This window comes from Streptomyces sp. NPDC046925, from assembly GCF_040644915.1.
Classification (GTDB): Bacteria; Actinomycetota; Actinomycetes; order Streptomycetales; family Streptomycetaceae; genus Streptomyces.
In genome coordinates this window covers 151,587-175,727 of sequence record NZ_JBEYWZ010000004.1, presented here as the reverse complement: position 1 = coordinate 175,727, position 24,141 = coordinate 151,587, and the positions used below count along the sequence as shown (strand labels likewise).

Here is a 24,141-nt window from a genome sequence, read left to right as displayed (position 1 = left end):
ATGTCAATGGTCATTGTTTTTAGAAGACTCGAGCACCACGCAGCACTCCCCCGGCCTGGCGTCCATGCGGGCGCGCACCGGGCCGTCCGCGCCGAGCAGCCCCTCGAGCAGCGCCAGATTCATGCCGCACACCAGCGGCGGGAAGCGCTCGGCCACGGCGTGGAAGGGGCAGTTGCGCATGCGGAGTACGGGGGCTGCCCCCTTATCCGCAGGCACATCTGCGTCTGCGGCTGCGGCTGCGGCTGCGGCTGCTTCCGCGGCGTGCGGGGCGCCCTCGCCGGCGCCTTCCAGATGCGGTTCGTAGCCGCGCGCGGCCAGCATCTCCATGGCCTCTTCCAGGTCGCCGCAGGGTGCTTGCGACCCGCGCAGGGACTCGCCCCTGCGGCGCGCCGCGGCGCAGAGCCCGGCGTCGAGACCGGCCTGTTCGGCTGCTTCGGCGAGGAGTTCGGCCGCGGTGCGGTAGTCGCGGGCGGGCAAGGACACCGACCGCTCGGTCCGCGCCCGCGTGTACACCTTGGCGGGGCGGCCCGCCCCCGGCCCGGAGCGGCCCGTCAGGCGTCGGCTGCCGCTTTCCAGCAGCCCGGCTTCGGCCAGCTTGTCCAGGTGGTGCGCGGCGAGCGTGCGCGCCACCCCGGCCGCCTCGGCGGCTTCGTTGCGGCCGACTTCGCGGCCCTGGGCCGCCACGTACTCGTACAGGCGGCGGCGCACCGGATCCTGCAGCACCGCGATCGCGTCGATGTCCTTCACCCGGCCATTCTAGGAACAACGCGGGTTGGAGATAGAAGGCCGGGGTCAGGATTCCCGCTGGTTGTAGGCGTCGGCGGCCCGCTCGTTCAGGGCGCTTCCCCACGACTGGAAGCGGCCGCTCACCGCCCCGTGCGGCGGTTCGACCTCGGCGCCGCGGCGTCGGCGCGGGCGTCCGGGGGGTGCCTGCGGCAGCAGGCGCGCCACCACGCCGTTGAGCCGGGTCGTCACCGCGGGCGCCACGCCGTGCGCCAGGTCGGCCGCGCGGGCCAGCGGCGTCAGGACCAGCCGGGTGCGGCGTGCGGCCACGGCCTTGACGATGCGTTCCGCGGCGCGTTGGGCGTTCATGGAGACCAGGGGCGCGCCCGCCGCCGCGGAGAACCAGCCGAACTCCTTGCTGCGCGCGCCGCCGAACTCGGCCTGCACGTGCGAGCCGGTCCGCATGAGGCCGGGATAGACCGCGGTGACGCTGACGCCGCTCGCCGCCTCCTCGGCGTGCAGGCCCTCCGCCAGGACGCCCGCCGCCGCCTTCGCGCCGGCGTAGGGCAGCAGATGGGGGACGCCCATCAGGCCGCCCACCGAGGAGATGACGCCGAGGCGGCCTCCGCCCGGGCTCTCCCTGAGGTAGGGAAGGGCCTCCAGGCAGGTGTGCACGGCTCCCATGTACATGGTGTCCATGGCATCCCTGAACTCCTTGGCTCCGATGGCGTCCACCGGTGCGACCTGGATGATCCCTGCGTTGGCGATGACGAGGTCGGGGCCGCCGCAGGTGTCGTGGGCGGCCCGGAACACGGCGTGCACCTCTTCCTGTTCACGCACGTCGCAGACCGCGGTGTGGACGGCGGCGTCGGGGTGCCGGTGGAGCAGCTTCTGCTGGGCCGAGGCGAGTTCGCCGGCGTCACGGGCCACGATGGTCACCGTGGCGCCGCGGGCGGCAAGGCGGTCGGCCATCAGCAGGCCGAGACCCCGCGATCCCCCGGTGACCAGTGCGCTCCGCCCGGCCAGGGTCTTTTCTGTGGTCTGTGCCATGAGCGCCTGTCGCTCCTTCCTCACATCCCGCGATGCCGCGCCGGCGGCACCGCGCGGTCGGGCTCGCGGGCTCAGGGCTTGAGCAGCGTTTTGATCATGCCGTCTTCCTTGTCCTGGAACATCTGGTACGCCTTCGGAGCGTCCTCCAGGGGCATGTGGTGCGTGGCGAAGGCGTCGACGCCGAGCGGGTCCGCGTCGGTCAGGAGCGGCAGCAGATCGTCCACCCAGCGCCGGACGTTGGCCTGTCCCATGCGCACCTGGATCTGCTTGTCGAACATGGTCAGCAGCGGCATCGGGTCGACCGCGCCGCCGTAGACGCCGGAGACGGAGATCGTGCCGCCGCGCCGGACGATGTCGATGGCCGCGTAGAGCGCGTCGAGCCGGTCGATGCCGAAGCGCCCCATCAGCTTCTCGGCCACGGCGTCGGGCAGCAGCCCCACGCCCCACTGTGCGGCCTTGGCCAGCGGCGCGCCGTGCGCCTCCATGCCCACGGCGTCGATGACCGCGTCGGTGCCGCGTCCGTCGGTCAGGTCACGGATCGCGTCGCCGATGTCCTTGCCGTACCGGCGCAGGTCGAAGGCTTTGACGCCGTCGGCGTGGGCGCGGCTGAGCCGTTCCGGTACGAGGTCCACACCCACCACGAGGCTTGCGCCGCGGTGCAGGGCGATGCGGGCGGCCATGGCGCCGATCGGGCCGAGGCCAAGGACGGTCACGGTGCCGCCGGGCGGGATGCCGGCGTACTCGACCGCCTGCCAGGCGGTGGGAAGCACGTCGGAGAGGAAGACGAACCGGTCGTCCGGCGGGCCGTCGGGCACCTTGATGGGCAGGGTGTTGCCGAACGGGACGCGCAGCAGTTCGGCCTGGCCGCCGGGGACTTGGCCGTAGAGCTTGGTGTAGCCGAACAGCGAGGCGCCCGTGCCGCGCTCCCTGTTCTGGGTGGTCTCGCACTGCGAGTGCAGGCCCCGGTCGCACATGTAGCAGTCACCGCAGGAGACGTTGAACGGCACGACCACGCGGTCACCGGCCGACAGTGCGGTGACCTCGGAGCCGACCTCCTCGACGATGCCCATCGGCTCGTGCCCCAGGATGTCGCCGGGGTCGAGGTAGGGCCCGAGCACTTCGTACAGGTGCAGATCGGATCCGCAGACGCCGGTGGACGTCACGCGCACGATGACATCGGTCGGCGCCTTGATCACCGGGTCGGGGACGGTCTCTACGCGGACGTCCCGCTTGCCTTGCCAGGTCAGTGCTCGCATGGGGGTGCCTCCTGCTCGCGTTGGTGGGCCGCCGGGGTCATGCGTCGCCGTCGACGGATTCCTGGGCGGCCTCGTTCGGGCTGAGGGCGTCGCCCGCTTGCCCGTCGTGCTCGTCGTCTTCGAAGGGCTCGTCCCGCACGTCGGTTTCGGCGTCCTCGAACTCCTTCAACACTTCGCCGAGCGGGGTGTCGGGCGGTTGCTCGTGACCGTTCGGGTCCTTGGGGTCTTGCGCTGCCATGGCCGTTGCTCCTCCGTCTCTGCCTGGCTCTTCTCCCGCCGGTGTTGCTCTCGCCGGCGCCACCGGGCGCCGGGTGCCCGACCGGGCGGAATTGACTCCTCCGGCACCGGGATCCTCTTCGTCGGCGTGCGGCGTGTGAGGGCCCTGATTCCCCCTGTTTCACGAGGCGCCCCCGGGGGAACCCGGGCCGCAGTTCAAGCGTGGACACGGCTGAAGAGGCGTGGACACGGCAGTAATCCGGCGACGCGGGGCGAACTTCGCCGCGCGCGGGGAATCGACCGACGCAAGGAGGCGTCATGGAGTCGTGGTGGCGGCGAGCCGCCTGTGCTGATGAAGATCCCGACCTGTTCTTCCCGGTCGGCACGTCGGGCCCCGCCGAGGAGGACCTGATGGCCGCGAAGCGGGTGTGCCACAGCTGTCCGGTCATCGAACGGTGCCGGAACTGGGCGCTGGAGACCGGACAGGCCTCAGGCGTGTGGGGCGGAATGGGTGAGGACGAGCGCTCGCGGCGGCGGCGCAGGATCAAGAGGGCCGAGGCCCGCAGGACGCTGGCCAGAAACTGACCCGGGGTCCGCGCCCCCGGCAGATCACGTCGAGTTGCCGCCCCCTTCCGGGGTGGGGCTCGACGTCCGGCGTTCGGAACGGGAGATGCCGCATGACCGCCCGCTGCCCGCACGTGAGGACGTGGGCCGGCGGGCTTTCGTACGTGACGCATCCGTACGTGGCGAGGGCGGGCCTCCGCCATGACCACTCCTCCGTCCCGCGGTCCGGGGGCCCCTGCGTCGGCTTCGCGCCGGTATGGGGCCCGGGGACTTCAACGTAGGCGGGTCGTGCGGACGTCGCCTGTTCAGCGGTGACGCACGGTCACCGCGAGACGGGATCGCCCTCCGGCCGGATCACGGCCGGTCCTGCCAGCCGGTACGGGAGGCGCCGGAGCGGGTGCCGTCAGTCCTCGCCGCGTACCACGTTCCAGTCAGCGGCCCGCTCGGCCTCGCCGGGCCCGTCGTCGCCCGGCCGGATGCGCGCCGGGACGCAGGTCCGGATGGTGCCCGTGGTCCCGCGGCCCGATGTCGTGGCCCATCGGCTGCCCTTCGTCTGCCCCCGCTCTCTCGTTGCGGTGCGTCCCACCATGACGATTCCGGCCTCCTTCATCCTTCGCTCTCGCGTGCGACTGTCGCACTTCGCTTTCCCCCTCGGGTTCCACGATGTACGGAAATAAACCCTCCCCCGGCCGGAGTGCCGACCGGCTGCCGCAGGTCAACTCCGCGACAGTTTCTCCTCGTTGAGGACAAAGTATGGACGGCGTGAGGCATGCTTCGTACGCTAGGCGTCGCTCTCGTACGGAAGTCTGCGCAACGCGCGGCCAAAAGCCGCGGCCCGCACCACCGGTATGTGCATGAACTCCACTCCGCGGACACGGGCCGAGGCGGCCCGGGCCGCCTCGCAGCGCCCAGCAGGAGACCGAGTGACGCCACACGAGCACCCCACGCCCCCGCCCCGCATCCGACGCCGCACGCGTCTGAGACCCCGCCGAACCGGCAGAGCCGGCAGAACCACCGGGATGTTCCTCGGACTTCTGCTCGCCGCCGGGCTCACCGCACCGGCCGCCGGGGCCGCCGACAAGCCCTTCGCCGACCTGCCGCCGCAGGAACCCGGCGTCACCCTGCGGGTGTTCGACGTCCAGTCCCCGCTCAGCAAGCTCTGCGACCTCAAGCCCGCCCAGACCCCCAACGTCGACAAGCTGATCCCCACCGTCGACTGGTCCTCCACCGACGGCTTCGGGTTCACCGACAACTTCGTCTCGCAGATCATCGGCAACGTCAACGTCCCCTCGAACGGCGCCTACACCTTCCGTCTGATCAGCGACGACGGTTCGCGTCTCTTCATCGGCGACAAGCAGGTCATCGACCACGACGGGCTGCACGGCGCCGAGCCCAAGGACGGCGAGATCACGCTCGACCCGGGCTACCACCCGCTGCGCATCGACCACTTCGACCGCGGGGGCGACCAGCAGGTCACCCTCCAGTGGAAGCCGCCGGGCGCTGACGCCTTCACCCTCGTGCCCAACTCCGTGCTCAGCACCGACGCCGACGTCGTACGCGTGACCGCACCGGGCCGCAAGGAGTGCGAGGGCACCTACGACACCCCCGGCGACGGCCTCCCGCTGACCTCGGTCAACCCCGGCTACGACCTGACCGACCTGCGCCCCAAGGGATTCGAGCCGCAGGTGTCCGCGATGGACTGGCTGCCCGACGGCAAGCTCGCGGTGACCACCTGGGGCGGCAGCCAGGAGACCAAGGGCCAGGTGTACGTCCTGGACAACGTCACCGGCGACACCGGCCCCGACAAGGTCACGTACAAGAAGATCGCCGACGGGCTCAAGGAGCCGATGGGCATCAAGTACGTGGACGGCAAGCTGTACGTCTCGGAGAAGCACCAGCTGACCGAGCTCGCCGACCTCGACGGCGACAACGACGCGGGCGAGACCCGGAAGATCGCCGAGTGGCCGTACGGCGGGAACTTCCACGAGTTCGCCTTCGGGCTGCTCTACGAAAAGGGCAACTTCTATCTGAACCTGTCCGTCGCCATCAACTACGGCGGCGCGACCACCGACCCGCAGCCCGCCGCCAACCGCGGCACCACCATCAAGGTGAACAAGGCGACCGGCAAGGTCAGTTACCTGGCCGGCGGCCTGCGCACCCCCAACGGCATCGGCCGCGGACCGGACAACGAGCTGTTCGTCACCGACAACCAGGGCGGCTGGCTGCCCGCCTCGAAGCTGGTGCACGTCAAGCAGGACCGGTTCTTCAACCACTACACCAACCCCGAAGGCCCGTTCGACGACAACACCGTCACCAAGCCGGTGCTGTGGCTGCCGCAGAACGAGATAGCCAACTCCCCCAGCACCCCGATGACCGTGAAGAAGGGCACCTTCGCCGGGCAGCTCATGTTCGGTGACGTCACCTACGGCGGGCTCCAGCGCGCCGACCTGGAAAAGGTCAACGGCGAGTACCAGGGCGCGGTGTTCCGCCACACCCAGGGCCTGGAGGCCGGCGTCAGCCGCATCTCCACCGGCCCCGACGGGGCGATCTACACCGGCGGGCTCGGCGCGGACGGCAACTGGGGCCAGGAGGGCAAGCTCCGCTTCGGTCTGCAAAAGCTCACCCCGAACGGCAAGACCGCCTTCGACATCAAGACCATGCGCGCCACCGGTGACGGCTTCAAACTGACCTACACCAAGCCGCTGTCGGACAAGACCATCGAGAAGCTGACCAGCGGCGCCTACTCCGTGGAGCAGTGGCGCTACGCCCCCACCCCCGCCTACGGCGGCCCCAAGGTCGACGAGGAGGCCCTGCCGGTCAGCGACGCCCGTATCTCCAAGGACCGCCGCACCGTCCAGCTGACCGTCCCCGGCCTCAAGGCCGACCGGGTGGTGCACGTGCGCTCGCCGCGCCCCTTCTCCTCGGCCGACGACGAGCAGCTGTGGTCCACCGAGGCCTGGTACACCCTCAACGCGCGGCCCGGCCAAGACGAGCCCGTCACCACGTACGACGCCGAGTCGGCGCGGCTTTCGGGCGGCGCGGACATCGACACCGAGCACGCCGGCTTCACCGGTGCCAGCTTCGTCGACAGCATCAAGGACCCGGGCGCCACCGTCACCTTCGACGTCCAGGCTCCGGCCAAGGGCACCTACGCGGTGGGGCTGCGCTATGCCAACGGGCCCAACCCTTCCGCCGGTACCAAGACGCTGGGGGTCAGCGTGAACGGCGGGCAGGCGCGCCAGACCAGCCTGCCCTCCACCGAGACGTGGAAACGCTGGTCGACCAAGACCGAGAAACTCGACCTGCGCAAGGGCCGCAACACCCTCACCTACTCCTACCGGCAGGGGGACACCGGTCACGTCAATCTCGACATGATCGAGGTACGCAAGCCGGGCGCCCGCATCGACCTGTTCTCCGGCGGCAGCACCTCCACCGCCTGGCAGCACACCGACGGCCGCAGCGTGAAGTGGCCGCACACGCCCGAGAAGTCGATCGAGGTGTGCTGCGGGGACATCCGCACCAAGCAGGCCTTCGGCGACTTCAAGCTGCACGCCGAATTCCGCGTGCCGAAGCTGCCCGACGATGTCACCGGGCAGGATCGCGGCAACAGCGGGATCTATCTCCAGGAGCGCTACGAGGTGCAGATCCTGGACTCCTACGGCGTGGAGAAGCTCGCGAACAACGAGGCGGGGGCGATCTACACCAAGAAGGCCGCGGACCTGAACGCCTCGACCGCGCCGGAGACCTGGCAGAGCTACGACATCACCTTCCGCGCCGCGCGCTTCGACGCGGACGGCAAGAAGACGGCGGACGCCAGGATCAGCGTGGTGTGGAACGGCAAGAAGGTCCACGACAACGTGGCCGTCGACGGCCAGACCGGAGCGGGCGATCCCGAATCCGCGGCGGCCGGCGCCATCCGGCTGCAGGACCACGGCAACAAGGTCCGCTTCCGCAACGTGTGGATCGAGCCGGTGGACTGATCCGCGCCACCGGGTGACGTCACCCCTGCGGGGGATGGCGGTCCACCGGACGGCACAAGCAACCTGACGTGACAACGGCCCGCGCACCGCGGGCCGTTGTCCGCATCATCACGGACCCACGGGTCCCTACAGCTAAGGCGGATCAGCATGCAACTGAAGCGGACCGGCATGCGCAGGGCAACGGGCGCGAAGAACGGACTCCCGGGACTCCTCGTGGCCCTGGCCGCGGCGACCGCCGCCCTGGTGCCGGTGTCCACGGCACACGCCGCCGACGGGTACGACCGGTGTCCCGACGGCTCCTACTGCATGTTCTCGGGCCTCGACGGAACCGGCGACATGATCGCTCTCAGCGGCAGCACCCCGGATCTCGCGGCGCTGGGCATGGACGACCGGGCCAAGTCCGACTGGAACCGGACGGCGTCGAGCATCTACCTGTGGTCCGAGTCGAACTACTCCGGCTGCACCGTCGTGACCTCTTCCGGCCCGACCGGCAAGGGCAACTTCTTCCCCGCCTATCGGGACTTTCTGAGCTCGGTGCAGTTCGGCGGGCCGGGCGGCCCGAGCTGCGGTACGCCGCCCGGCGGGGACAGCTGACGCTCAGCTCCCGGCCCCCGGCCAGGTCTCCGGCTGCCACAGGCCCGAGCGGCGCAGGGACTGGGAGCAGTGCAGATAGATCTCGTCGATGTCGACGACGAGCGCCAGGCGCGGGCGCTGGCCCTTGACGGTCATCAGGTCGAAGAACGGGGCGTCCGTCAGGATGCGCGCCCGGCCGTTGATGCGCAGGATCTCGCCGCTGCCCGGCACCAGGTGCAACAGCCCCACGTGCGGGTTCTTGAGGATGTTGCGGAAGCTGTCGCCGCGCCGGTTGCCGGGGCGGTCGGGAAGCACGACGGTGCGCGCGTCGAGGACGTGGATGAAACCCGCCGAGCCGCCGCGCGGGGAGGTGTCGCAGTTGCCGTCCGCGTCCGAGGTGGAGACGGCGCAGAACGGGGAGCGGGCCAAGATGGCCAGGTCCTGTTCGGTCAGCTCGGCGTGGACCTTGTCGATGACGATCGGGTGGGGCTCGCCGAGCAGTTCGGTCAGCTCCTCTTCCGAGCCGAGCTCCTGCCAGATATGCGGGGCCGTGGCGCTACCGCCAGAGGACGGGGCGGTTGCGGGTATCGCGGCGTCGGGCACGAGGGTCCTCACAGATCGGCGAGCGGACGAACAGACTGGCGATTATGTAATGTTAGGCTCACCTTACTGGAGTGGAAAACGGCAGGTGAGTGCGCCCCTGCCTGAACAGAGAGCGGTCGATTCATGGCTGGGAGCAGCCGCACTGGGTGTGCGTCCCCAAGGCGACGGTCATGAAGGCAGCCTCCGCCTCCGCCCCCTCGGGCGGCGATACGGCCACGCGGGCTCCGGCCCCCACGCCACCGCGCGGCGGCGGGCGCGGGGCACCCGCGCTCGGCGCCGGTCTGGTCGTCCTTGTCGTGGTCCTGCTGCTCGTCATGTGGGCGAGTCTGCTGGTCGGCTCCGGCGATGTCGGTGCCGGTGATCTGCTGCCCGGCATCTTCGACCCGGATCTGTCCGACAAGGGTCAGCTGATCTTGCAGGAGGTGCGGCTGCCGCGTACGGCGGCCGGGCTGCTGGCGGGGGTCGCGCTGGGCCTGGCCGGCACAGTGATGCAGGGCGTGGCCCGCAATCCGCTCGCCGATCCGGGTGTCCTGGGCGTCAACTCCGGTGCCTCCGCCGCCGTCGTCTTCGCGATCAGCATTCTGGGCATGTCCGATCCCGGTCACTACATCTGGTTCGGTTTTCTCGGCGCCCTGGTCGCCTCCCTCGTCGTGTTCGGCATCGGCTCCATGGGCCGGGAAGGGGCCACGCCGGTCAAGCTGGCCCTCGCCGGCGCGGCGACCGGTGCGGCGCTGCTGTCCCTGACCACGTCGATGCTGCTCACCGACTCCAAGTCCTACGACCAGTACCGCTTCTGGCAGGTCGGCTCGCTCACCGGGCGCGAGGCCGCGGTGCTGTGGCAGGCCCTGCCGTTCATCGCGGTCGGCACCGCCCTGGCGCTGCTGCTCGGTCCGCGCCTGAACGCCCTGTCCCTGGGCGATGACCTGGCACGCGGCCTGGGCCAGCGCATCGGCGTGGCGCGTGCCGCCTGCGCGGTGGCCGTGGTGCTGCTGTGCGGCGCCGCAACGGTCGTCGCCGGGCCGATCGCGTTCCTCGGGCTCGTCGTGCCGCACGCCGCCCGGCTGTTCACCGGGCCGGACTACCGGTGGGTCCTGCCGTACAGCGCGCTGATCGCGCCCTCGCTGCTGCTGATCGCCGACATCGTGGGCCGGGTCATCGCCCCGCCCGGTGAGGTGCAGGCGGGCATCGTGACCGCCGCGATCGGTGCGATTCCGTTCGTGCTGCTCGTACGCCGCCGGAAGCTGTCCGAGCTGTGAGCGCGGGGTGCACGTGGTGAGTGAGCGCATGGAGAAGGCGGGTATGGGCGCGGCAGGATCTTCCGGCGGCAGTGGAGTCGGCGGTGCGCGCGGACCGGGCGGCCCAGGCGGTGTGCCGGCCGTGCGCGGCGCCGGGAGCGAGGTGTCGCGGGCCGAGGCGGTGCGTCGCATCCACGGTGTGCGGCGCGCGCGCCGGGCGCGCGGGGTGCTGGTGCAGGCGGTTCTTCTGGCGGCGCTCGCGGGGGTGTTCTGTGCCGCGCTGAGCTACGGCGACATGTCCGTGCCGCTGGGCGACGTGATCGGCGCGCTGAGCGGCGGCGGCGGTGCCGGCTCGCGCTTCGTGGTGGTGGAGTTGCGGCTGCCGCGGGTGCTGCTCGGGCTGCTCGTGGGTCTCGCCTTCGGGCTCAGCGGGGCGCTGTTCCAGGCGCTGCTGCGCAATCCCCTGGCCAGTCCCGACGTGATCGGCATCAGCCAGGGTGCCAGCGCCGCGGCCGTCCTGGCCTCGCTCGGCTTCGCGGTCAGCGGCATCGCGCTGTCGGCCGCCGCGCTGGGCGGCGCGCTGCTGAGTGCCGCGGTCATCTACGCCTTCGCCTGGCGCCGTAATGTCTCCGGCCAGCGCTTCGTGCTCGTGGGCATCGGCATCGGTGCGGGGCTCTCCAGCGTCACGTCGTACCTGCTGACCAACTCCGAGGTGACCGAGGCGCAGAACGCCCTGGTGTGGCTCACCGGCAGCCTCAACGGCAGCACCCTGGAGCAGGTGTGGCCACTGCTCGGCGCGCTCGCGGTCCTGCTGCCGCTGACCGCTGCCGCCGCGCGTGACCTGGGCCCGCTCCAGCTCGGCGACGACACCGCGGCCGGGCTCGGCACGCGCGTGGGCCGCGGCCGGCTCGCGCTCCTGGGCTGCGCGGTGGCGCTGGCCGGGGTCGCCACGGCGGCGGCGGGACCGGTCGCGTTCGTCGCGTTCGTGTCGGCGCCGGTGGCCCGGCGTCTGGTGCCGGGCGCGGGTGCCGCACTGGTGCCCGCCGCGCTGACCGGCGCGCTGCTCGTGACGGTGGCCGACTTCGCCGCCCAGCACCTGCTGTGGTCCAGCCAGTTCCCGGTCGGCGTGGTCACGAGCCTGATCGGGGCCCCCTACCTGCTGTGGCTGCTGGCCCGCGCCAATCGCACGGGAAGGGCCGGATGACGGTGGCAGACGTACGGATCGACAAGGACGAGGACATGGGCGCCGGCGGACACACCCTGGGCACACAGGACATCCACCTCGGCTACGACGGCCGCGAGGTGGTCCACGGCCTGAGCCTGGACATCCCGCCCGGCAGCATCACCATGATCGTCGGACCCAATGCCTGCGGGAAGTCGACGCTGCTGCGGGCCATGGCGCGCCTGCTCACCCCGACGTCCGGCAGCGCCCTGCTCGACGGGCGCGGCATTCACACGATGCCGACCCGCGAGGTCGCCGCACGTCTTGGCATCCTTCCCCAGACGCCGGTGGCGCCCGACGGCATCACCGTGAGCGACCTGGTGGGCCGGGGCCGGTATCCGCACCAGGGCTGGTTCCGGCGCTGGACGGCCGAGGACGATGCGGCCGTCGCCGACGCGCTGCTCGCCACGGACGTCCTGGACCTGGCCGGGCGTCCGGTCGACGAGCTGTCGGGCGGCCAGCGCCAGCGTGTGTGGATCGCCATGGCGCTGGCCCAGCGCACCGACATCCTGCTCCTTGATGAGCCGACCACTTATCTGGACGTGAGCCATCAGCTGGACGTGCTCGACCTCCTGGTCGATCTCAACCAGGAGCACGGCACCACGATCGTGGTGGTCCTGCACGACCTGAACCTGGCCTGCCGCTACGCCGATCACCTGGTGGCGATGCGCGACGGCCACGTCATCGCGGAGGGCGCGCCGGGCGATGTCGTCACCGAGGAACTGGTCAACGAGGCGTTCGGGATGCGCTCTTCGCTGGTGGCCGATCCGGTGTCGGGCACGCCGCTGATCGTGCCCATCGGCCGCCACCGGGTGGGCTGACCGTAGGCGGAGGGGGCGTACGCGGCCAGAAAAGCGGAACCCCGCGTTCCAAACGACACTTAGGTTAGGGTAACCTAACCTCATGCCCCTCAGAGTCAAGTCGCTGTTCACGCGGGCCTCGCGTGTCACCGCCCCCGTCCGCCCCGCGCGACGCCACTCCGTCGCCGCGCTCGTCGCGGCCCTCGCCCTCACCGGCACGCTGACCGCGTGCTCGTCCTCCGACGACGACGGGGGCGGCTCGGCCGCCTCGACGGCGGGCTTCCCGGTGAAGGTCGCCACCAAGTTCGGCGAGATCTCCGTGAAGAAGAAGCCGCAGCGCGTGGTGGCGCTCGGATGGGGCGACGCGGAGACGGCGCTCGCCCTCGGCGTGCAGCCCGTGGGCGCCAGCGACTGGCTCGCCTTCGGCGGAGACGGCGTCGGACCGTGGGCCAAGGGCCTGTACAAGAAGAGCCCCACCAAGATCGGCACGCTGGAGCCGGAGTACGAGAAGATCGCCTCCCTCAAGCCCGACCTGATCCTGGACACCAAGTCCAGCGGCGACCAGAAGCGTTACGACACCCTGAGCAAGCTCGCCCCCACCATCGGCGTGCCCAAGGGCGGCGACCAGTACCTGACCAACTGGGAGACCCAGACCAGGATGGTCGCCGACGCGCTCGGTCTGCACGACAAGGGCGAGAAGCTCATCGCCGAGACGGAGAAGAACTTCAAGTCCGCCACCGCGAAGCACCCCGAGTTCAAGGACAAGACCGTCACGACCGGCTCGCGCACCAGCGTCGGCTACGGCGCCTACGTCAAGGGCAGCGGACGCGTCAACTTCCTGGAACGGCTGGGCTTCAAGAACAACCCCAAGGTCGACGCCAAGGCGGGCAAGTCCTTCTCCGTGACGGTCTCCCGCGAGAGCCTGGACATGCTCGACGCCGACCTGGTGGTCATGGCGCCGATCGGCCTGCCCGCGTCGAAGATCGAGAACGACCCTCTCTTCAAGGACATCCCCGCCGTCAAGGCCGGACACAACGTGGTCTTCGACCCCAAGTCGACGCTCAGCTCCGCGTTCGCCACCGACTCCGTCCTGTCCGTCTCCTACGCCCTCGACAAGGTCGTTCCCGAGTTCGCGAAGGCGCTGCGCTGATCGCACCGCACCCGGCGCACTGACACCTGATACGCCAGAAGTAGGCAGGACCCTCGTGGACCTGCCTACTTTTGACGTATGGACAATGTGTCGCGTGACCGCACCGCGCCCACCGGCGCGAACCCGCTGACCCCGGCGCCCACCGCCGCGAACCCGCTGACCCGGCTCTCGCTGGAACAACTGCGCCGTCGTACGAGCATGAAGTGGCGGACCTACCCGCAGGACGTGCTGCCGCTGTGGGTGGCCGAGATGGATGTCCCGCTGGCCGCTCCGGTCGCCGGGGCGATAACCGACGCCGTGGCCCTCGGGGACACCGGCTATCCGGCCGGCACGGCCTACGCCGAGGCCCTGGCCGAGTTCGCCCACAAGCGGTGGAACTGGGACGGCATCGCCGTCGAGCGCACCGCGATCGTGCCCGACGTGATGCTCGGCATCGTCGAGATGCTCAAGCTGGTCTCCGCGCCCGGCGACCCCGTCATCGTCAACTGTCCCGTCTACCCGCCCTTCTACCAGTTCGCCGGCAACCTGGACCGGCCCGTCGTCGAGGCGCCCCTGGGAGCGGACATGCGCATCGACTTCACCGTCCTCGATGATGTGTTCCGGCACGCTTCCGGCGGTGCCAGCAGGCCGGTGTATCTGCTGTGCAGCCCGCACAACCCCACCGGGACCGTGCACACCGCCGACGAGTTGACCCGGGTCGCGCACCTGGCGCGCGAGCACGGCGTGCGTGTGGTGGTCGACGAGATACATGCCCCGATCGTGGCGGCGGGCACCTCGTTCGTGCCCTTCCTGAGCGTGCCCGGAGCGGAGAACGGGCTGTCCCTGATGTCGGCGTCCAAGGCCTGGAACCTGGCCGGACTCAAGGCCGCCCTCGCAATCGCGGGCCCCGAAGCCGCCGGCGACCTCGCCCGCATGCCCGAAGAGGTCAGCCACGGCCCCAGCCATCTCGGCATCATCGCCCACACCGCGGCCCTGCGGGACGGCGGCGACTGGCTCGACGCACTGCTGCGCGGCCTCGACGACAACCGCCGGCTGCTGGCCTCCCTCCTGTCGCAACACCTGCCCTCCGTCGGCTACACGCCCGCACAGGCCACCTTCCTGGCCTGGCTGGACTGCCGGGAACTGACCCCGGGCGACGACCCGGCCGACGTCTTCCTGCGGCGCGGCCGCGTCGCCCTGAACTCCGGTCGGCCTTTCGGCACCGGCGGAGAGGGCTTCGTACGACTCAACCTGGCCGCATCGCCGGACGTCATCACCGAAGCCGTACGACGCATGGCATCGGCCGTCAACTGACCCCGACCGGCCTCAAGTACCGCACACATGTGGCACACATTGGTGCAGACCTAGGTGCATTTTTGTGCCTCCGGACCCAGAGACTTCACCCAATGCGCCCGCGAGCGAACACAAACACGTAACCTTCGCTACCGGCACATGAGTTACTGCTGTTGCAGGTTGGGCAGTCAGCATTAAGGGGTGCAAACATGCACCCTCACCAGGAGTGCTCAGTCGTGAGCACGCCCCGCCACTCGCACGACTGCGTGCGCCCACGAAAAGGTCACTGTCATGTCAGACACCAAGCAGGAATCAGCCGGAGTCCAGGCCCAGTACGCCGTTCGCGTAGCCGAAGACCTGGAGAACAACCGCAAGGAACAGGAGCGCATCGGCACCGAGGTGGCAACGCTCCAGGCGCAGTTGCAGGAACTGGAGGCCGACCACGCGGTGTTGCTGAGCATGCAGCAGGCCCTTGGCTCCCCCGCCGCCGCTTCGGAGGCCGCCGCCAAGAAGGCATCACCCCGTAAGACGGCCGTACCCGCCCCGCGCACGGGCACGAACAACTCCGGTGCCGCCCGCGCGAAGAAGCCCGCCGCCACCAAGGCACCCGCCACCAAGGCACCCACGGCCAGGGCGAAGGACAAGCCCGCGAGCAAGGCCAAGGAGAAGACGGCCAAGAGCACGCCCAAAGCAGCCGCGAAGAAGCCTGCCGCCGCGGCGACGGGCCCGACGCTGGTCGAACTGATCGACAGCCACCTCGGCCAGCAGAAGGAGCCGCGCTCCGCCGCCGAAATCACCACCGCGCTCGCCAAGGCCCGCCCCGACCGCGCCCTGAAGACCACCGTCGTGCGCACCACGGTCGAGGGCCTGGTCGCCAAGGGCCGCGCCCTGCGCACCAAGCAGGGTTCCTCCGTCTTCTACACCGCCGCCGCCCCGGCAGCTTCCGCCGCGGCACCGAAGACCGAGGTCGCCGCCGGCTGAACGGCTTACGGGCGACACCACACGTGATCGCCCCGCCCGGATCGGCCCGCCCGGCAGGACGTTCCCTCGTGATGTGCGAAGTGCGCAGCGAGGGAAACGTCCTGCGCGGGGCCGACTCATGTGTCGCGGGGGCCGTCGCACATACCTGGCCCGCTCACCTCAGGGACGGCAACCCCATTCGACTATGGCGGTCGTCCCGTGCGCGCCGTACGAGATCGGCTGCCGCGTCCGGCCAAGCGGCGTGCCCGAAGTCGAAGCCCTCGTCGAGCAGTCGGCCGGGCACGACGCGGCGGCTCTTGAGGAGCAGTTCGGTGTCCGTGCGCAGCGCGAAGGCACCGATCTCCGCCATCCACTTGGTGGCGGGAAGCCCCACACGCACGCCTGCCGCTGCCCGCAGGTCCCGCATGAACGCGCGATGCGGGAGCGGGTTGGGGGCGGCGAGGTTCACCGGGCCCTCGATGTCGTCGCGGGCGACGAGGAACTCCACCGCGCGCACGAAGTCACGGTCGTGGATCCAGGACACGTACTGGGCTCCGCCCGCGACGGGCCCGCCCAGGCCCAGGCGGGCCATCTTCAGCAGGACATCGAAGACACCACCCCGGTCAGGGCTCATGACCATAGCGGCACGCAGCGCGACTTTGCGGGTGTGCGGGGTGGCAGCCTCCTGCTGGGCCTGCTCCCAGTTCTTGGCGATCCGGACGCTGTACTCCCAGTAGTCCGGGATTCCCGCTTCCGTGCCGCCGATGACACCGGTGGCCTCGTCGTGAGGTGCGTCGTAGCGGTGGGCGTAGATGGTGGCGGTGCTCATCTGGAGCCAGAGCGCCGGGGGTTTCGCCGCCGCGGATATCGCCGCACCCACGACCTCGGCGGACTGGACCCGCGAGTCCATCATCTCGCGCAGATTGGCCTCGGTGTAGCGGCAGCTCACACTGCGTCCCGCCAGATTGACCACCACGTCGCTGCCGTCGATCTCGGCCGTCCAAGCACCCGGCGTCCGTCCGTCCCAGGCCACTTGGCGGGCACGCACGGGGTTCCGCGTCAGGACGACGACGTCATGTCCCGCTGCGGTCAACGCCCGGTCCAGTACGGCTCCGACCTGCCCGGTGCCTCCTGCAAGCACTACCTTCATCAGCCCATCCCCCTCGCTCGGTGAACCACTCGCTTCAGTGCAGCACGTCGTCCGCTTCAGTGCCGGATCAGGCCACCTACCGGGACCGGAGCGACGTGGCCGGTCGCCGGGCGGGTCTGCGCCAGGGTGATGCCGATGTCCACCAGCGACGAGCGGCGCAGGCGTGCGACATCGGGGAGCGGGGTCCAGACCGATTCGGCGATCGCGCCGTCCGGCTCGGGCCGCAGCTGGCCGCCGGTGATGCCGACCTCGTAGAAGATGCCGACGTTCTGGTGCTCCGGCCCGCCGGGGACGGTGCGTTCGGCCGCGGGGATCACCCTGGAGTCCACGCCGAGCAGGCCTTGCACCACGGCGTCGCAGCCGGTCTCCTCGGCCACCTCCCGGATGACCGCGTTGTACGGATCCTCCCCGTGCTCGACTCTGCCGCCCGGAAGAGTCCAGGTGGACTCACCGAGAGGCGACACATGACGGGCGAGCAGCACGCGCCCGTCCTCGATGCACACGGCGTACGCCGCCAGCCGGAAACTCATCCCGCACCCTTCCGCCGGGCCTCGCGCCCGGCCTCGATGAGGCACGCGGCGTGGTGAGCGCGGCATGCCGCCGCACCAACTTCTCATGTCCGGCGGCCACTTCTGTCCCCGAGTGATCCCGGAAACCGTCCGGCTCCGGACGCTCTTGCCGACACTCAACTCTCCCTCGGCCGTAATGGCTCACGGATGAGCGGCGGCCGGGCTAGGGTCCAGGCGTGAACAGCAGGCAGCCACACACGCCCGATGACCGCTGCGCGACCGTGATGGTGGCCTCCTCCGCCGGGGGCATCGAGGGCCTCAAGACGTTGCTGGGCGGTCTGGACGCCGGGCTCCGGGCGGCCGTACTGGTGGCCCAGCACCTGCGCCGCTCCCGCGAGACGCGCATCGTCAACATCCTGTCGCCCTACACCACCCTGCGCGTCAAACTGGCCGAGGACGGCGAGCACCCGACAGCGGGGACCGTATACATCGCACCGCCCGATCACCATCTGTGCGCGGAGACGGGCGGCGTGCTGGCCCTGTCCAAGGAGGACCCGGTCAACTTCGCGCGTCCGGCCGCCGACCCGCTCTTCGCGTCGGCCTCGAAGGTCTACGGGCCGCTGCTCATCGCCTGCGTGCTCACCGGATCCGACGGCGACGGCGCCCGGGGCGTGGAAGTGGTCAAGTCGCACGGGGGCCTCGTCATCGTGGAGGACCCCGCGACAGCCGCGTTCCACGGGATGCCGAAGGCGGCCATCGAGACCGGCAAGGTCGACTTCGTGTGCCCCCCCGACGAGATCGCTCCGCTCATCAACGATCTCGTGGAGCGGGCCTGCAACTCCTGAGCCCGGCCCTTCACCGGGACCGCAGGGCGTTGAGCCGGGCGGCCTGACGCGTCAGGTGGTCCCGCTCGGGGAGGTTGTCGGCCTTGCGGGCCGCCTCGGCGTACAGCCGTGCCGCCCTCTCCAGGTCGCCGTCACGCTCGTGGAGGTACGCCGCCACCGCGGTGTGGCGCGGCAGCGAGTCGTCGAGCGCCGCGAGCGCCGCCAGTCCCGCGCGCGGCCCATCGGCCTCGCCGACGGCCACCGCGCGGTTCAGACGGACGACCGGGCTGTCGGTCAGGCCCGCGAGCTCGTCGTACCACTCGACGATCTGTACCCAGTCGGTCTCCTCTGCGGTGGGGGCGTCCGCGTGGAGTGCGGCGATGGCGGCCTGGGCCTGAAACTCGGCCAGACGGTCACGGGCGAGGGCGCCTTGCAGGATCTGAATACCCTCGGCGATCGCCTGCGTGTCCCAGAGGCCGCGGTCCTGCCGGGCGAGCGGCACCAGGCTGCCGTCGGGCGCGGTCCGGGCGGCGCGCCGGGCGTGGTGCAGCAGCATGAGGGCGAGCAGCCCCGCCACCTCGGGGTGGTCGATCTGGGCCGCGAGCTGCCGGGTGAGGCGGATGGCCTCGGCGGCGAGGTCGACGTCGCCGGAGTAGCCCTCGTTGAAGACCAGGTAGAGGACGCGCAGCACGGTGGCGACGTCGCCGGGCGTGTCGAACCGGATGCCGGAGACGGTGCGCTTGGCGCGGCTGATGCGCTGCGCCATGGTCGCCTCGGGCACCAGGTAGGCCCGGGCGATCTGGCGGGTGGAAAGACCGCCGACGGCGCGCAGCGTGAGCGCGACGGCGGAGGAGGGCGTGAGCGAGGGGTGGGCGCACAGGAAGTAGAGCTGGAGCGTGTCGTCCACCGCGGGCGCCGGGCCGGGCGCCGGCTCCTCGTCGACGCGGTCCTCACGCCGGCGTCGTGCGGCCTCCGAGCGGGTCGCGTCGAGGAACTTGCGCCAGGCTGCGGTGACCAGCCAGCCCTTCGCGTCCCGCGGCGGGTCGTCGGGCCAGACGCGGACCGCTTCGAGGAGCGCGTCCTGCACGGCGTCCTCGGCCGCCGCGAAGTCGGCTCCGCGGCGGACGAGAACGGCGAGCACACCGGGCGTGAGGCTGCGCAGCAGGGCCTCGTTCACCGGTGTGAGGGGCAATCCGTGTCGGTGGAGTGGCCGCCGAGCAGCGGGCGCAGTTCGAGCCACTCGTGGATGGGCTTGCCGCCCGCGCCGGGGGCGGCCGACAGTTCCCCGGCCAGTTCCAGGGCGCGCTCGTAGCTGTCGACGTCGATGATCATCCAGCCGGCGATGAGGTCCTTGGTCTCGGCGAAGGGGCCGTCGGTGACCGGCGGGCGCCCCTCCCCGTCGTACCGCACGAATGTCCCTTGGGGGGCGAGCGCCTTGCTGTCGACGAACTCACCGGTCTTCTCGAGGCGCTCGGCGAAGTCGTTCATGTACTGCACGTGGGCCGAGATCTCTTCCGGCGTCCACTGCTCCATGGGCGCGTCGTTGACCGAAGCCGGGGCGCCGCGGTAGTGCTTCAGCAGCAGGTACTTGGCCATGATGTTTCTCCTTGGTGCCGGTGCGGCCCATTGTGGGCGCGTTCACTTCGGGGACGGAGCCGGTTTCGGGTTCTCGACATCGCGGGGCGACGCCCCGGCGATGAGTTCCTGCCGCGCCATGAGTCTCCCCCGGGGAGACACTGGAGCCGAGCTAAGGAACAGCCGTGAACGAAGATGTCTGGGCACTGGTACATGCGGAGCGTGCGGCGCTGATCGAGGACCTCGCGCGTCTCGACGACAAGCAGTGGGAGCAGCCGTCGCTGTGTGACGGGTGGACGGTGCACGATGTGGCCGCCCATCTGGTGAACACCGCTCGCACGACGCGTCTGGGGTTCATCGGCGGCATGATCCGGGCACGTTTCGACTTCGACCGCCAGAACGCACGCGGGGTGGAGCGCGAGCGCGGCGCCTCGCCCAAGGAGACGCTGGAGCGACTGCGTCAGGTGGCCTCGCGGAAGACGGGCCCTCCGGCGCCCCTCGACACCCGGATCGTGGAGGAGGTCATCCATGGCGAGGACATCCGACGCCCGCTGGGGATCGGCCGCTCCTATCCGATCGAAGCCGTCGCCAGATCCCTGCGCCTGCAGGCTCGCACCTCGGCGTCCATGGGCGGAGCCAAGGAGCGAGTGGCCGGCATCCAACTGGCGCCGACGGACGCCGACTTGACCATCGGGGAGGGCCCGCAGGTGCGCGGAACCGCGATCTGCCTGCTGCTGGCCATCTCGGGGCGACCGGGAGTACTGGAGGAGCTTGAGGGACCGGGGGCCGCCGCGCTGCGGACGAGCACCTGACTGCGTACGCGCGTGCCTGTCTGTCTGTCTGCGGGCCGGCACCGTGTGCTCCCCCGCGCCCTGTCGACCGCTGCCTTAAAAGCCGTGCCGTCTGCCCAGGGCCCGACGACAATCATCGGTCATGACCTTCCCCGGACGCGATGTCCTCGACGCCTTCCGACTCACGGGCCACGCCGTTCGCCTGCCCGGCGGGGAAGGACGCAGTGTCCGCGTGGGCGACGTGGTGCTCAAGCCCACCGGCCCGGACGGCGAGTTCGCCGAATGGCTGGGGGACGTCATGGCCTCGATCCCGGAGGACGGCTTCCGCGTCGCGCGGCCGCTGCGGGCGGCCACTGGGTCTTGGAGTCACGGCGGCTGGACCGCCTCCCATGTCGTCGAGGGCACCGAACCCGATCACGCGGCCGCGCCACGCTGGCTGGAGATCGTGGCCGCGGGACGCGCCTTTCACCGCGCACTGGCCGACGTGCCACGCCCCGGTTTTCTCGACCGGCGCGGGGACTGGTGGGCGATCGGCGACCGGGTCGCCTGGCAGGAGGAGGCGGCCGACCTGCTTCCCGCTCTGCGCGCACCCTACGGCGAGTTGACCGCGCTGCTCGGTCCGATGCCGCAGGACCGGCCCCAGCTCGTCCACGGCGATCTCACGGGCAACGTCCTGTTCGCTCCGGGCCTGGCCCCGGCCGTCATCGACTTCTCGCCCTACTGGCGGCCGCCGGCCTTCGGGGAGGCAGTGGTGGTGGGCGACGCCGTGATCTGGCACGGCGCCGGCGAGCGGCTGCTGCGAAAGGCGGTGGCCGCGAGCGGTCCCGGCTTCGCCCGGTTCGTCGCCCGCGCCCTCGTCTACCGCCTGGTCACCACCGGCGAGCGTCTCCGTGCCCTGCCGGTCGACGGCCGCCGCGGCATCGACACCGACATCGAGATCGAGGTACGCCGCTACGAGCACGCGGCACGGCTTCTCGCCGGCCTCGTTCGTACGCCCCGCCGGCCGGCGCGCTGACGCCGAGGTGCGGCCCTACAGCACCGGCGGGCCCTGCTCGACGCGGCGCAGCACCGGGGTGAGCCGGTCGAGTCCCTCGCCCGTCTGGATCTGCCGCTCGTCCCACCACGTGGCTCCCGCCTCGGCCAGCGGTCCGACCAGGTCGCGGGTGCGGGCGGCGTCCTCGCCCGGCGTGGCGCCGCCGAGGACGATCTCGAAGGGGGTGTCGGACGACCGGTCCTCGCGTTGCTTGCGCAGGTAGGCCACCAGGTCGCGGACCTGGTCGAGGGGCGGCACATGGCCGTGCTTGGCGTCGGCGAACAGCGGGACCGCGCCGTCCCAGCGGGCCGCCCGGCGCATCGGCGGGCGGTTGGGCCAGAATCCGGCGATCCAGATCGGCGGTCGGGGGCGCTGCGCGGTGGCGGGCAGCAAGGTCACGTCCCGTGCCTGGTAGTGCCGTCCCTCGTGGTTCACCGCCTCGCCCGACCAAAAGCGCGGCAGCAGGTCCAGGCCCTCGTCAAGGCGCTCGGCCAGCACCCTGGGGTCCGTGGTGTCGCCGAAACTGCCGTACTCGTCCTCGACGGGCCCGCCAAGTCCCGCACCGAACGTGACCCGGCCGCCGCTGAGGACGTCCAGGGTGGCCACCTGGCGGGCGAGCTGCGGCGGGCGCCGCCGGGCCACCGGGGTGACCAGCGTGCCCAGCCTGATGCGGGAGGTGGCAAGGGCGGCCGCGGTCAGCAGCATCCACGGGTCGCCGAAGGGTCTGTCCGCGTGCTTGCGGTGCAGTACGTGATCCCAGACGAACAGCCCGTCCCAACCGGCCTGTTCCGCCGCGGCGGCCACCTTCGCCACGGTTCTGGGGTCGGCGAAGTCACCGAAGTTCGGGATGTTCACCGAGAAGCGCATTCCCGCATCCTGCTGCACGGCATCGGGGGCGGCAACTCAGTTACGGACCGACTCCGCATGCCGTACCGCGGCTTGTGCGAGCCCGGTGATCAGCGGGTGGGGGCGGGTGCCGTCGCCCTGCAGTTCGGGCTGGAACAGGGTGGCCAGGAAGAAGGGATGGCCGGGCAGTTCGGCGATGCGGACGTCACCGTTCTCGTCCGTGCCGGTGAAGCTCAGGCCGTGGGCCCGCAGCCTCTCCACGTGAGCGGGGTTCGGCCCGAAGTTGCAGTGGTAGCGCTCCACCGTGCGCCGGGCGCCGATGAGCCGGGCCGCCCGTGACTCCGCGGTCAGAGTGATGGTGCCCTCGTGGCCGACCAGCGAGCAGGCCAGCGGGACGATCACCTCGTCCGCGCTCGTGATCCCGTCCGCGCTCGTAATCCTGTTCTCGGAGGTGTTCTCGGCGTGCACGGCCCGGTCGAGGCCGCCCACCGACCGAGCGTACTCCAGGAGCATGTGCTGGAATCCGCCGCAGGTCCCCAGGAAGGGGATGCCCTGCTCCCGGGCGGTACGGATGGCCGCAAGCGCTCCGGATTCGCTGCGGTAGGGGCTGCCGGGCAGCACCCAGACGGCGTCGAAGCCCTCGACCCCGGCGTGGGCTTCCGGGGTGGGGATCCAGTAGGCGTCCAGGTCGAGGCCCTCGCGGGCGCGCAGGGCGTCCAGGAGGGCGGGGACGCGGGTGTGGGAACGGACGTGATCGGAGCGGTCTGCGACCAGGGCGATACGTGCGGCCGGGAAAGTCATGCGGCCATCGTCGGCGGCGCCACCGCATCACGTCCAACGATGATTGGTGCATCCTGCATCAGCGATACTGATGCTCATGGACCCACATCTCCTGCGGACCTTCGTCGCCGTCGTCGACCACCGCTCCTTCTCCGCGGCCGCAGGGGAGTTGGGCTACACCCAGTCCGCCGTCTCGCAGCACATCGCCGCGCTCGAAGCCGACCTCGGCGCCCGGCTCGTGGAGCGCAGGCCGGTGGGGCCCACCGGGGCGGGCGAGCGCCTGATGGAGCATGCCCGGCCCCTGCTGCTGCGTCTGGCCGCGGCCCGGGCCGACATCACCCGGCTCCACGCGACGCGTCCCGCGCAGCTCACCGTCGCCGCCGGCCCTCTCGCGCTGACGTCCGCCGTCGCCGATGCCCTGGCCCGCGTCCGCCGGTCGGCCCCCGGCCTCGCGGTGATGCTTCATGTACTGGGGCGCGATGCCGTGGTGGGGGCGGTCATGGCGGGGGATGCCGATCTGGGCCTGGTGGACGGGGCGGCGGCGCCCACCGATCCGCTGCCGTTGCCCGATCCCGGGCCTCTGAGCACCGCCGCCCTCACGGCCGCCGAACAGCCCCTGGCCGTGCTGCTTCCGGCCGGTCACCCGCTGGCGCGCCGGGCCGGCCTCCGGCTCCCGGACCTCACCGACGCGCAGTGGCTGGACGCACCCGACACCGCCATCCCCCTCCCCCAACTCCGCGCGGCCGCCCGCACCGACGGCTTCCGCCCCCAAGTCGCCTACTGCGGAACGGACATCAAGGCGGTGGGCACACTCGTGGCCGCCGGACACGGCCTGGCTGCGCTGCCCCTCACGGCCGCCGCCGAACTGCCGGGCACCGCAGCCGTACCCCTGTCCGTACCTCGCCTGATCCATCGCACCGAAGCCCTGCACCCGGCCCGTCCCCCGGCACCTGTCACGGAACTGCTCGCTCTTCTGGGGTCATGACGGCCAGGTGAAGGCGGCGGTGGGCCGCGGCGCTGCTGAACGCA

Annotated in this window: 25 protein-coding genes; 13 read left to right on the top strand and 12 right to left on the bottom strand. The window is 71.1% G+C overall.

Annotated features, from left to right (window positions below):
* Window positions 1-3: 3 nt before the first annotated feature.
* The 4 genes from ABZ906_RS19110 to ABZ906_RS19095 all read right to left on the bottom strand — a co-directional run bounded on the left by ABZ906_RS19110 (window position 4) and on the right by ABZ906_RS19095 (window position 3,267).
* Window positions 4-747: a helix-turn-helix domain-containing protein gene (locus ABZ906_RS19110; RefSeq protein ID WP_361383708.1), complete on the bottom strand. Its 744-nt coding sequence runs from the start codon at window positions 745-747 to the stop codon at window positions 4-6.
* Window positions 748-792: 45 nt separating this feature from the next.
* Window positions 793-1,773, bottom strand: coding sequence for an SDR family oxidoreductase (locus tag ABZ906_RS19105; protein ID WP_361187611.1), 981 nt, complete (start codon window positions 1,771-1,773; stop codon window positions 793-795).
* Between the two features lie 71 nt (window positions 1,774-1,844).
* A complete protein-coding gene (locus ABZ906_RS19100) occupies window positions 1,845-3,029 on the bottom strand; it encodes a zinc-dependent alcohol dehydrogenase (RefSeq protein ID WP_361383705.1) in 1,185 nt (394 codons plus the stop codon).
* Between the two features lie 37 nt (window positions 3,030-3,066).
* On the bottom strand, window positions 3,067-3,267 hold the full coding sequence (locus tag ABZ906_RS19095; protein WP_361383702.1) for a hypothetical protein: 201 nt from the start codon (window positions 3,265-3,267) through the stop codon (window positions 3,067-3,069).
* A 296-nt stretch (window positions 3,268-3,563) separates the two neighbouring features.
* Between ABZ906_RS19095 and ABZ906_RS19090 the strand changes: the two genes are divergently transcribed.
* A complete protein-coding gene (locus ABZ906_RS19090) occupies window positions 3,564-3,830 on the top strand; it encodes a WhiB family transcriptional regulator (protein ID WP_361187618.1) in 267 nt (88 codons plus the stop codon).
* 382 nt (window positions 3,831-4,212) lie between these two features.
* On the opposite strand, the gene ABZ906_RS19085 is transcribed toward ABZ906_RS19090, so the two are convergent.
* On the bottom strand, window positions 4,213-4,398 hold the full coding sequence (locus tag ABZ906_RS19085) for a hypothetical protein (RefSeq protein ID WP_361187620.1): 186 nt from the start codon (window positions 4,396-4,398) through the stop codon (window positions 4,213-4,215).
* Between the two features lie 430 nt (window positions 4,399-4,828).
* Between ABZ906_RS19085 and ABZ906_RS19080 the strand changes: the two genes are divergently transcribed.
* Together ABZ906_RS19080 and ABZ906_RS19075 are read left to right on the top strand one after the other, a co-directional pair.
* Window positions 4,829-7,789 (top strand): family 16 glycoside hydrolase, encoded by a 2,961-nt coding sequence (locus ABZ906_RS19080; protein ID WP_361383699.1) that lies wholly within the window; start codon window positions 4,829-4,831, stop codon window positions 7,787-7,789.
* Between the two features lie 147 nt (window positions 7,790-7,936).
* Entirely contained in the window at window positions 7,937-8,383 is a 447-nt protein-coding gene (locus ABZ906_RS19075) for a peptidase inhibitor family I36 protein (RefSeq protein ID WP_361383696.1), read from the top strand.
* Window positions 8,384-8,386: 3 nt separating this feature from the next.
* On the opposite strand, the gene ABZ906_RS19070 is transcribed toward ABZ906_RS19075, so the two are convergent.
* The gene (locus ABZ906_RS19070; RefSeq protein WP_361384835.1) at window positions 8,387-8,902 is read right to left on the bottom strand and encodes an MSMEG_1061 family FMN-dependent PPOX-type flavoprotein; all 516 of its coding nucleotides are present in this window, start codon (window positions 8,900-8,902) and stop codon (window positions 8,387-8,389) included.
* 233 nt (window positions 8,903-9,135) lie between these two features.
* Between ABZ906_RS19070 and ABZ906_RS19065 the strand changes: the two genes are divergently transcribed.
* The 6 genes from ABZ906_RS19065 to ABZ906_RS19040 all read left to right on the top strand — a co-directional run bounded on the left by ABZ906_RS19065 (window position 9,136) and on the right by ABZ906_RS19040 (window position 15,625).
* Window positions 9,136-10,221: an iron chelate uptake ABC transporter family permease subunit gene (locus ABZ906_RS19065; protein WP_361383693.1), complete on the top strand. Its 1,086-nt coding sequence runs from the start codon at window positions 9,136-9,138 to the stop codon at window positions 10,219-10,221.
* A 16-nt stretch (window positions 10,222-10,237) separates the two neighbouring features.
* Window positions 10,238-11,404, top strand: coding sequence for an iron chelate uptake ABC transporter family permease subunit (locus ABZ906_RS19060; protein WP_361383690.1), 1,167 nt, complete (start codon window positions 10,238-10,240; stop codon window positions 11,402-11,404).
* Complete coding sequence (locus ABZ906_RS19055; protein ID WP_361383687.1) at window positions 11,401-12,243, top strand: ABC transporter ATP-binding protein; 843 nt, start codon at window positions 11,401-11,403, stop codon at window positions 12,241-12,243. The genes ABZ906_RS19060 and ABZ906_RS19055 overlap by 4 nt, the downstream gene beginning before the upstream one ends.
* Before the next feature lie 82 nt (window positions 12,244-12,325).
* Window positions 12,326-13,372, top strand: coding sequence for an iron-siderophore ABC transporter substrate-binding protein (locus tag ABZ906_RS19050; protein WP_361383684.1), 1,047 nt, complete (start codon window positions 12,326-12,328; stop codon window positions 13,370-13,372).
* Between the two features lie 198 nt (window positions 13,373-13,570).
* The gene (locus ABZ906_RS19045) at window positions 13,571-14,665 is read left to right on the top strand and encodes an aminotransferase class I/II-fold pyridoxal phosphate-dependent enzyme (protein ID WP_361384832.1); all 1,095 of its coding nucleotides are present in this window, start codon (window positions 13,571-13,573) and stop codon (window positions 14,663-14,665) included.
* Window positions 14,666-14,935: 270 nt separating this feature from the next.
* A complete protein-coding gene (locus ABZ906_RS19040; protein ID WP_361383681.1) occupies window positions 14,936-15,625 on the top strand; it encodes a hypothetical protein in 690 nt (229 codons plus the stop codon).
* Window positions 15,626-15,779: 154 nt separating this feature from the next.
* Here ABZ906_RS19040 and ABZ906_RS19035 read toward each other — a convergent pair whose 3' ends face one another.
* A complete protein-coding gene (locus ABZ906_RS19035; RefSeq protein ID WP_361383678.1) occupies window positions 15,780-16,754 on the bottom strand; it encodes a TIGR01777 family oxidoreductase in 975 nt (324 codons plus the stop codon).
* Between the two features lie 56 nt (window positions 16,755-16,810).
* The gene (locus ABZ906_RS19030; RefSeq protein WP_361383675.1) at window positions 16,811-17,284 is read right to left on the bottom strand and encodes an NUDIX domain-containing protein; all 474 of its coding nucleotides are present in this window, start codon (window positions 17,282-17,284) and stop codon (window positions 16,811-16,813) included.
* A gap of 215 nt (window positions 17,285-17,499) precedes the next feature.
* On the opposite strand from ABZ906_RS19030, the gene ABZ906_RS19025 reads away from it, so the two are divergent.
* The gene (locus tag ABZ906_RS19025; protein WP_361187640.1) at window positions 17,500-18,108 is read left to right on the top strand and encodes a chemotaxis protein CheB; all 609 of its coding nucleotides are present in this window, start codon (window positions 17,500-17,502) and stop codon (window positions 18,106-18,108) included.
* A 10-nt stretch (window positions 18,109-18,118) separates the two neighbouring features.
* Here ABZ906_RS19025 and ABZ906_RS19020 read toward each other — a convergent pair whose 3' ends face one another.
* Both ABZ906_RS19020 and ABZ906_RS19015 read right to left on the bottom strand, forming a co-directional pair.
* Window positions 18,119-19,264, bottom strand: a complete 1,146-nt coding sequence (locus ABZ906_RS19020) for a DUF6596 domain-containing protein (protein ID WP_361187643.1) — start codon at window positions 19,262-19,264, stop codon at window positions 18,119-18,121.
* Window positions 19,261-19,683: a YciI family protein gene (locus ABZ906_RS19015; RefSeq protein ID WP_361187645.1), complete on the bottom strand. Its 423-nt coding sequence runs from the start codon at window positions 19,681-19,683 to the stop codon at window positions 19,261-19,263. The genes ABZ906_RS19020 and ABZ906_RS19015 overlap by 4 nt, the downstream gene beginning before the upstream one ends.
* Window positions 19,684-19,847: 164 nt before the next feature.
* Here ABZ906_RS19015 and ABZ906_RS19010 point away from each other — a divergent pair, with 164 nt between their 5' ends.
* Both ABZ906_RS19010 and ABZ906_RS19005 read left to right on the top strand, forming a co-directional pair.
* Window positions 19,848-20,474 carry a maleylpyruvate isomerase family mycothiol-dependent enzyme gene (locus tag ABZ906_RS19010; RefSeq protein ID WP_361383672.1) on the top strand — a complete coding sequence of 209 codons (627 nt, stop codon included), beginning with the start codon at window positions 19,848-19,850 and terminating at the stop codon, window positions 20,472-20,474.
* Window positions 20,475-20,595: 121 nt separating this feature from the next.
* The gene (locus ABZ906_RS19005) at window positions 20,596-21,468 is read left to right on the top strand and encodes an aminoglycoside phosphotransferase (RefSeq protein WP_361383669.1); all 873 of its coding nucleotides are present in this window, start codon (window positions 20,596-20,598) and stop codon (window positions 21,466-21,468) included.
* A 15-nt stretch (window positions 21,469-21,483) separates the two neighbouring features.
* Here ABZ906_RS19005 and ABZ906_RS19000 read toward each other — a convergent pair whose 3' ends face one another.
* Together ABZ906_RS19000 and ABZ906_RS18995 are read right to left on the bottom strand one after the other, a co-directional pair.
* Window positions 21,484-22,353: an LLM class flavin-dependent oxidoreductase gene (locus ABZ906_RS19000; RefSeq protein ID WP_361383666.1), complete on the bottom strand. Its 870-nt coding sequence runs from the start codon at window positions 22,351-22,353 to the stop codon at window positions 21,484-21,486.
* Between the two features lie 36 nt (window positions 22,354-22,389).
* A complete protein-coding gene (locus tag ABZ906_RS18995) occupies window positions 22,390-23,133 on the bottom strand; it encodes a hypothetical protein (RefSeq protein WP_361383664.1) in 744 nt (247 codons plus the stop codon).
* A 76-nt stretch (window positions 23,134-23,209) separates the two neighbouring features.
* On the opposite strand from ABZ906_RS18995, the gene ABZ906_RS18990 reads away from it, so the two are divergent.
* Window positions 23,210-24,097 (top strand): LysR family transcriptional regulator, encoded by an 888-nt coding sequence (locus tag ABZ906_RS18990; RefSeq protein WP_361383661.1) that lies wholly within the window; start codon window positions 23,210-23,212, stop codon window positions 24,095-24,097.
* Window positions 24,098-24,141 lie beyond the last annotated feature (44 nt).

Bases quoted from the DNA above. Each gene is read 5' to 3' on its own strand.
- ABZ906_RS19105 (WP_361187611.1), bottom strand. From the start codon at position 1,773: ATGGCACAGACCACAGAAAAGACCCTGGCCGGGCGGAGCGCACTGGTC.
- ABZ906_RS19100 (WP_361383705.1), bottom strand. From the start codon at position 3,029: ATGCGAGCACTGACCTGGCAAGGCAAGCGGGACGTCCGCGTAGAGACC.
- ABZ906_RS19095 (WP_361383702.1), bottom strand. From the start codon at position 3,267: ATGGCAGCGCAAGACCCCAAGGACCCGAACGGTCACGAGCAACCGCCC.
- ABZ906_RS19090 (WP_361187618.1), top strand. From the start codon at position 3,564: ATGGAGTCGTGGTGGCGGCGAGCCGCCTGTGCTGATGAAGATCCCGAC.
- ABZ906_RS19085 (WP_361187620.1), bottom strand. From the start codon at position 4,398: ATGGTGGGACGCACCGCAACGAGAGAGCGGGGGCAGACGAAGGGCAGC.
- ABZ906_RS19080 (WP_361383699.1), top strand. From the start codon at position 4,829: ATGTTCCTCGGACTTCTGCTCGCCGCCGGGCTCACCGCACCGGCCGCC.
- ABZ906_RS19075 (WP_361383696.1), top strand. From the start codon at position 7,937: ATGCAACTGAAGCGGACCGGCATGCGCAGGGCAACGGGCGCGAAGAAC.
- ABZ906_RS19065 (WP_361383693.1), top strand. From the start codon at position 9,136: ATGAAGGCAGCCTCCGCCTCCGCCCCCTCGGGCGGCGATACGGCCACG.
- ABZ906_RS19055 (WP_361383687.1), top strand. From the start codon at position 11,401: ATGACGGTGGCAGACGTACGGATCGACAAGGACGAGGACATGGGCGCC.
- ABZ906_RS19050 (WP_361383684.1), top strand. From the start codon at position 12,326: ATGCCCCTCAGAGTCAAGTCGCTGTTCACGCGGGCCTCGCGTGTCACC.
- ABZ906_RS19045 (WP_361384832.1), top strand. From the start codon at position 13,571: ATGAAGTGGCGGACCTACCCGCAGGACGTGCTGCCGCTGTGGGTGGCC.
- ABZ906_RS19040 (WP_361383681.1), top strand. From the start codon at position 14,936: ATGTCAGACACCAAGCAGGAATCAGCCGGAGTCCAGGCCCAGTACGCC.
- ABZ906_RS19035 (WP_361383678.1), bottom strand. From the start codon at position 16,754: ATGAAGGTAGTGCTTGCAGGAGGCACCGGGCAGGTCGGAGCCGTACTG.
- ABZ906_RS19030 (WP_361383675.1), bottom strand. From the start codon at position 17,284: ATGAGTTTCCGGCTGGCGGCGTACGCCGTGTGCATCGAGGACGGGCGC.
- ABZ906_RS19015 (WP_361187645.1), bottom strand. From the start codon at position 19,683: ATGGCCAAGTACCTGCTGCTGAAGCACTACCGCGGCGCCCCGGCTTCG.
- ABZ906_RS19005 (WP_361383669.1), top strand. From the start codon at position 20,596: ATGACCTTCCCCGGACGCGATGTCCTCGACGCCTTCCGACTCACGGGC.
- ABZ906_RS19000 (WP_361383666.1), bottom strand. From the start codon at position 22,353: ATGCGCTTCTCGGTGAACATCCCGAACTTCGGTGACTTCGCCGACCCC.
- ABZ906_RS18995 (WP_361383664.1), bottom strand. From the start codon at position 23,133: ATGACTTTCCCGGCCGCACGTATCGCCCTGGTCGCAGACCGCTCCGAT.
- ABZ906_RS18990 (WP_361383661.1), top strand. From the start codon at position 23,210: ATGGACCCACATCTCCTGCGGACCTTCGTCGCCGTCGTCGACCACCGC.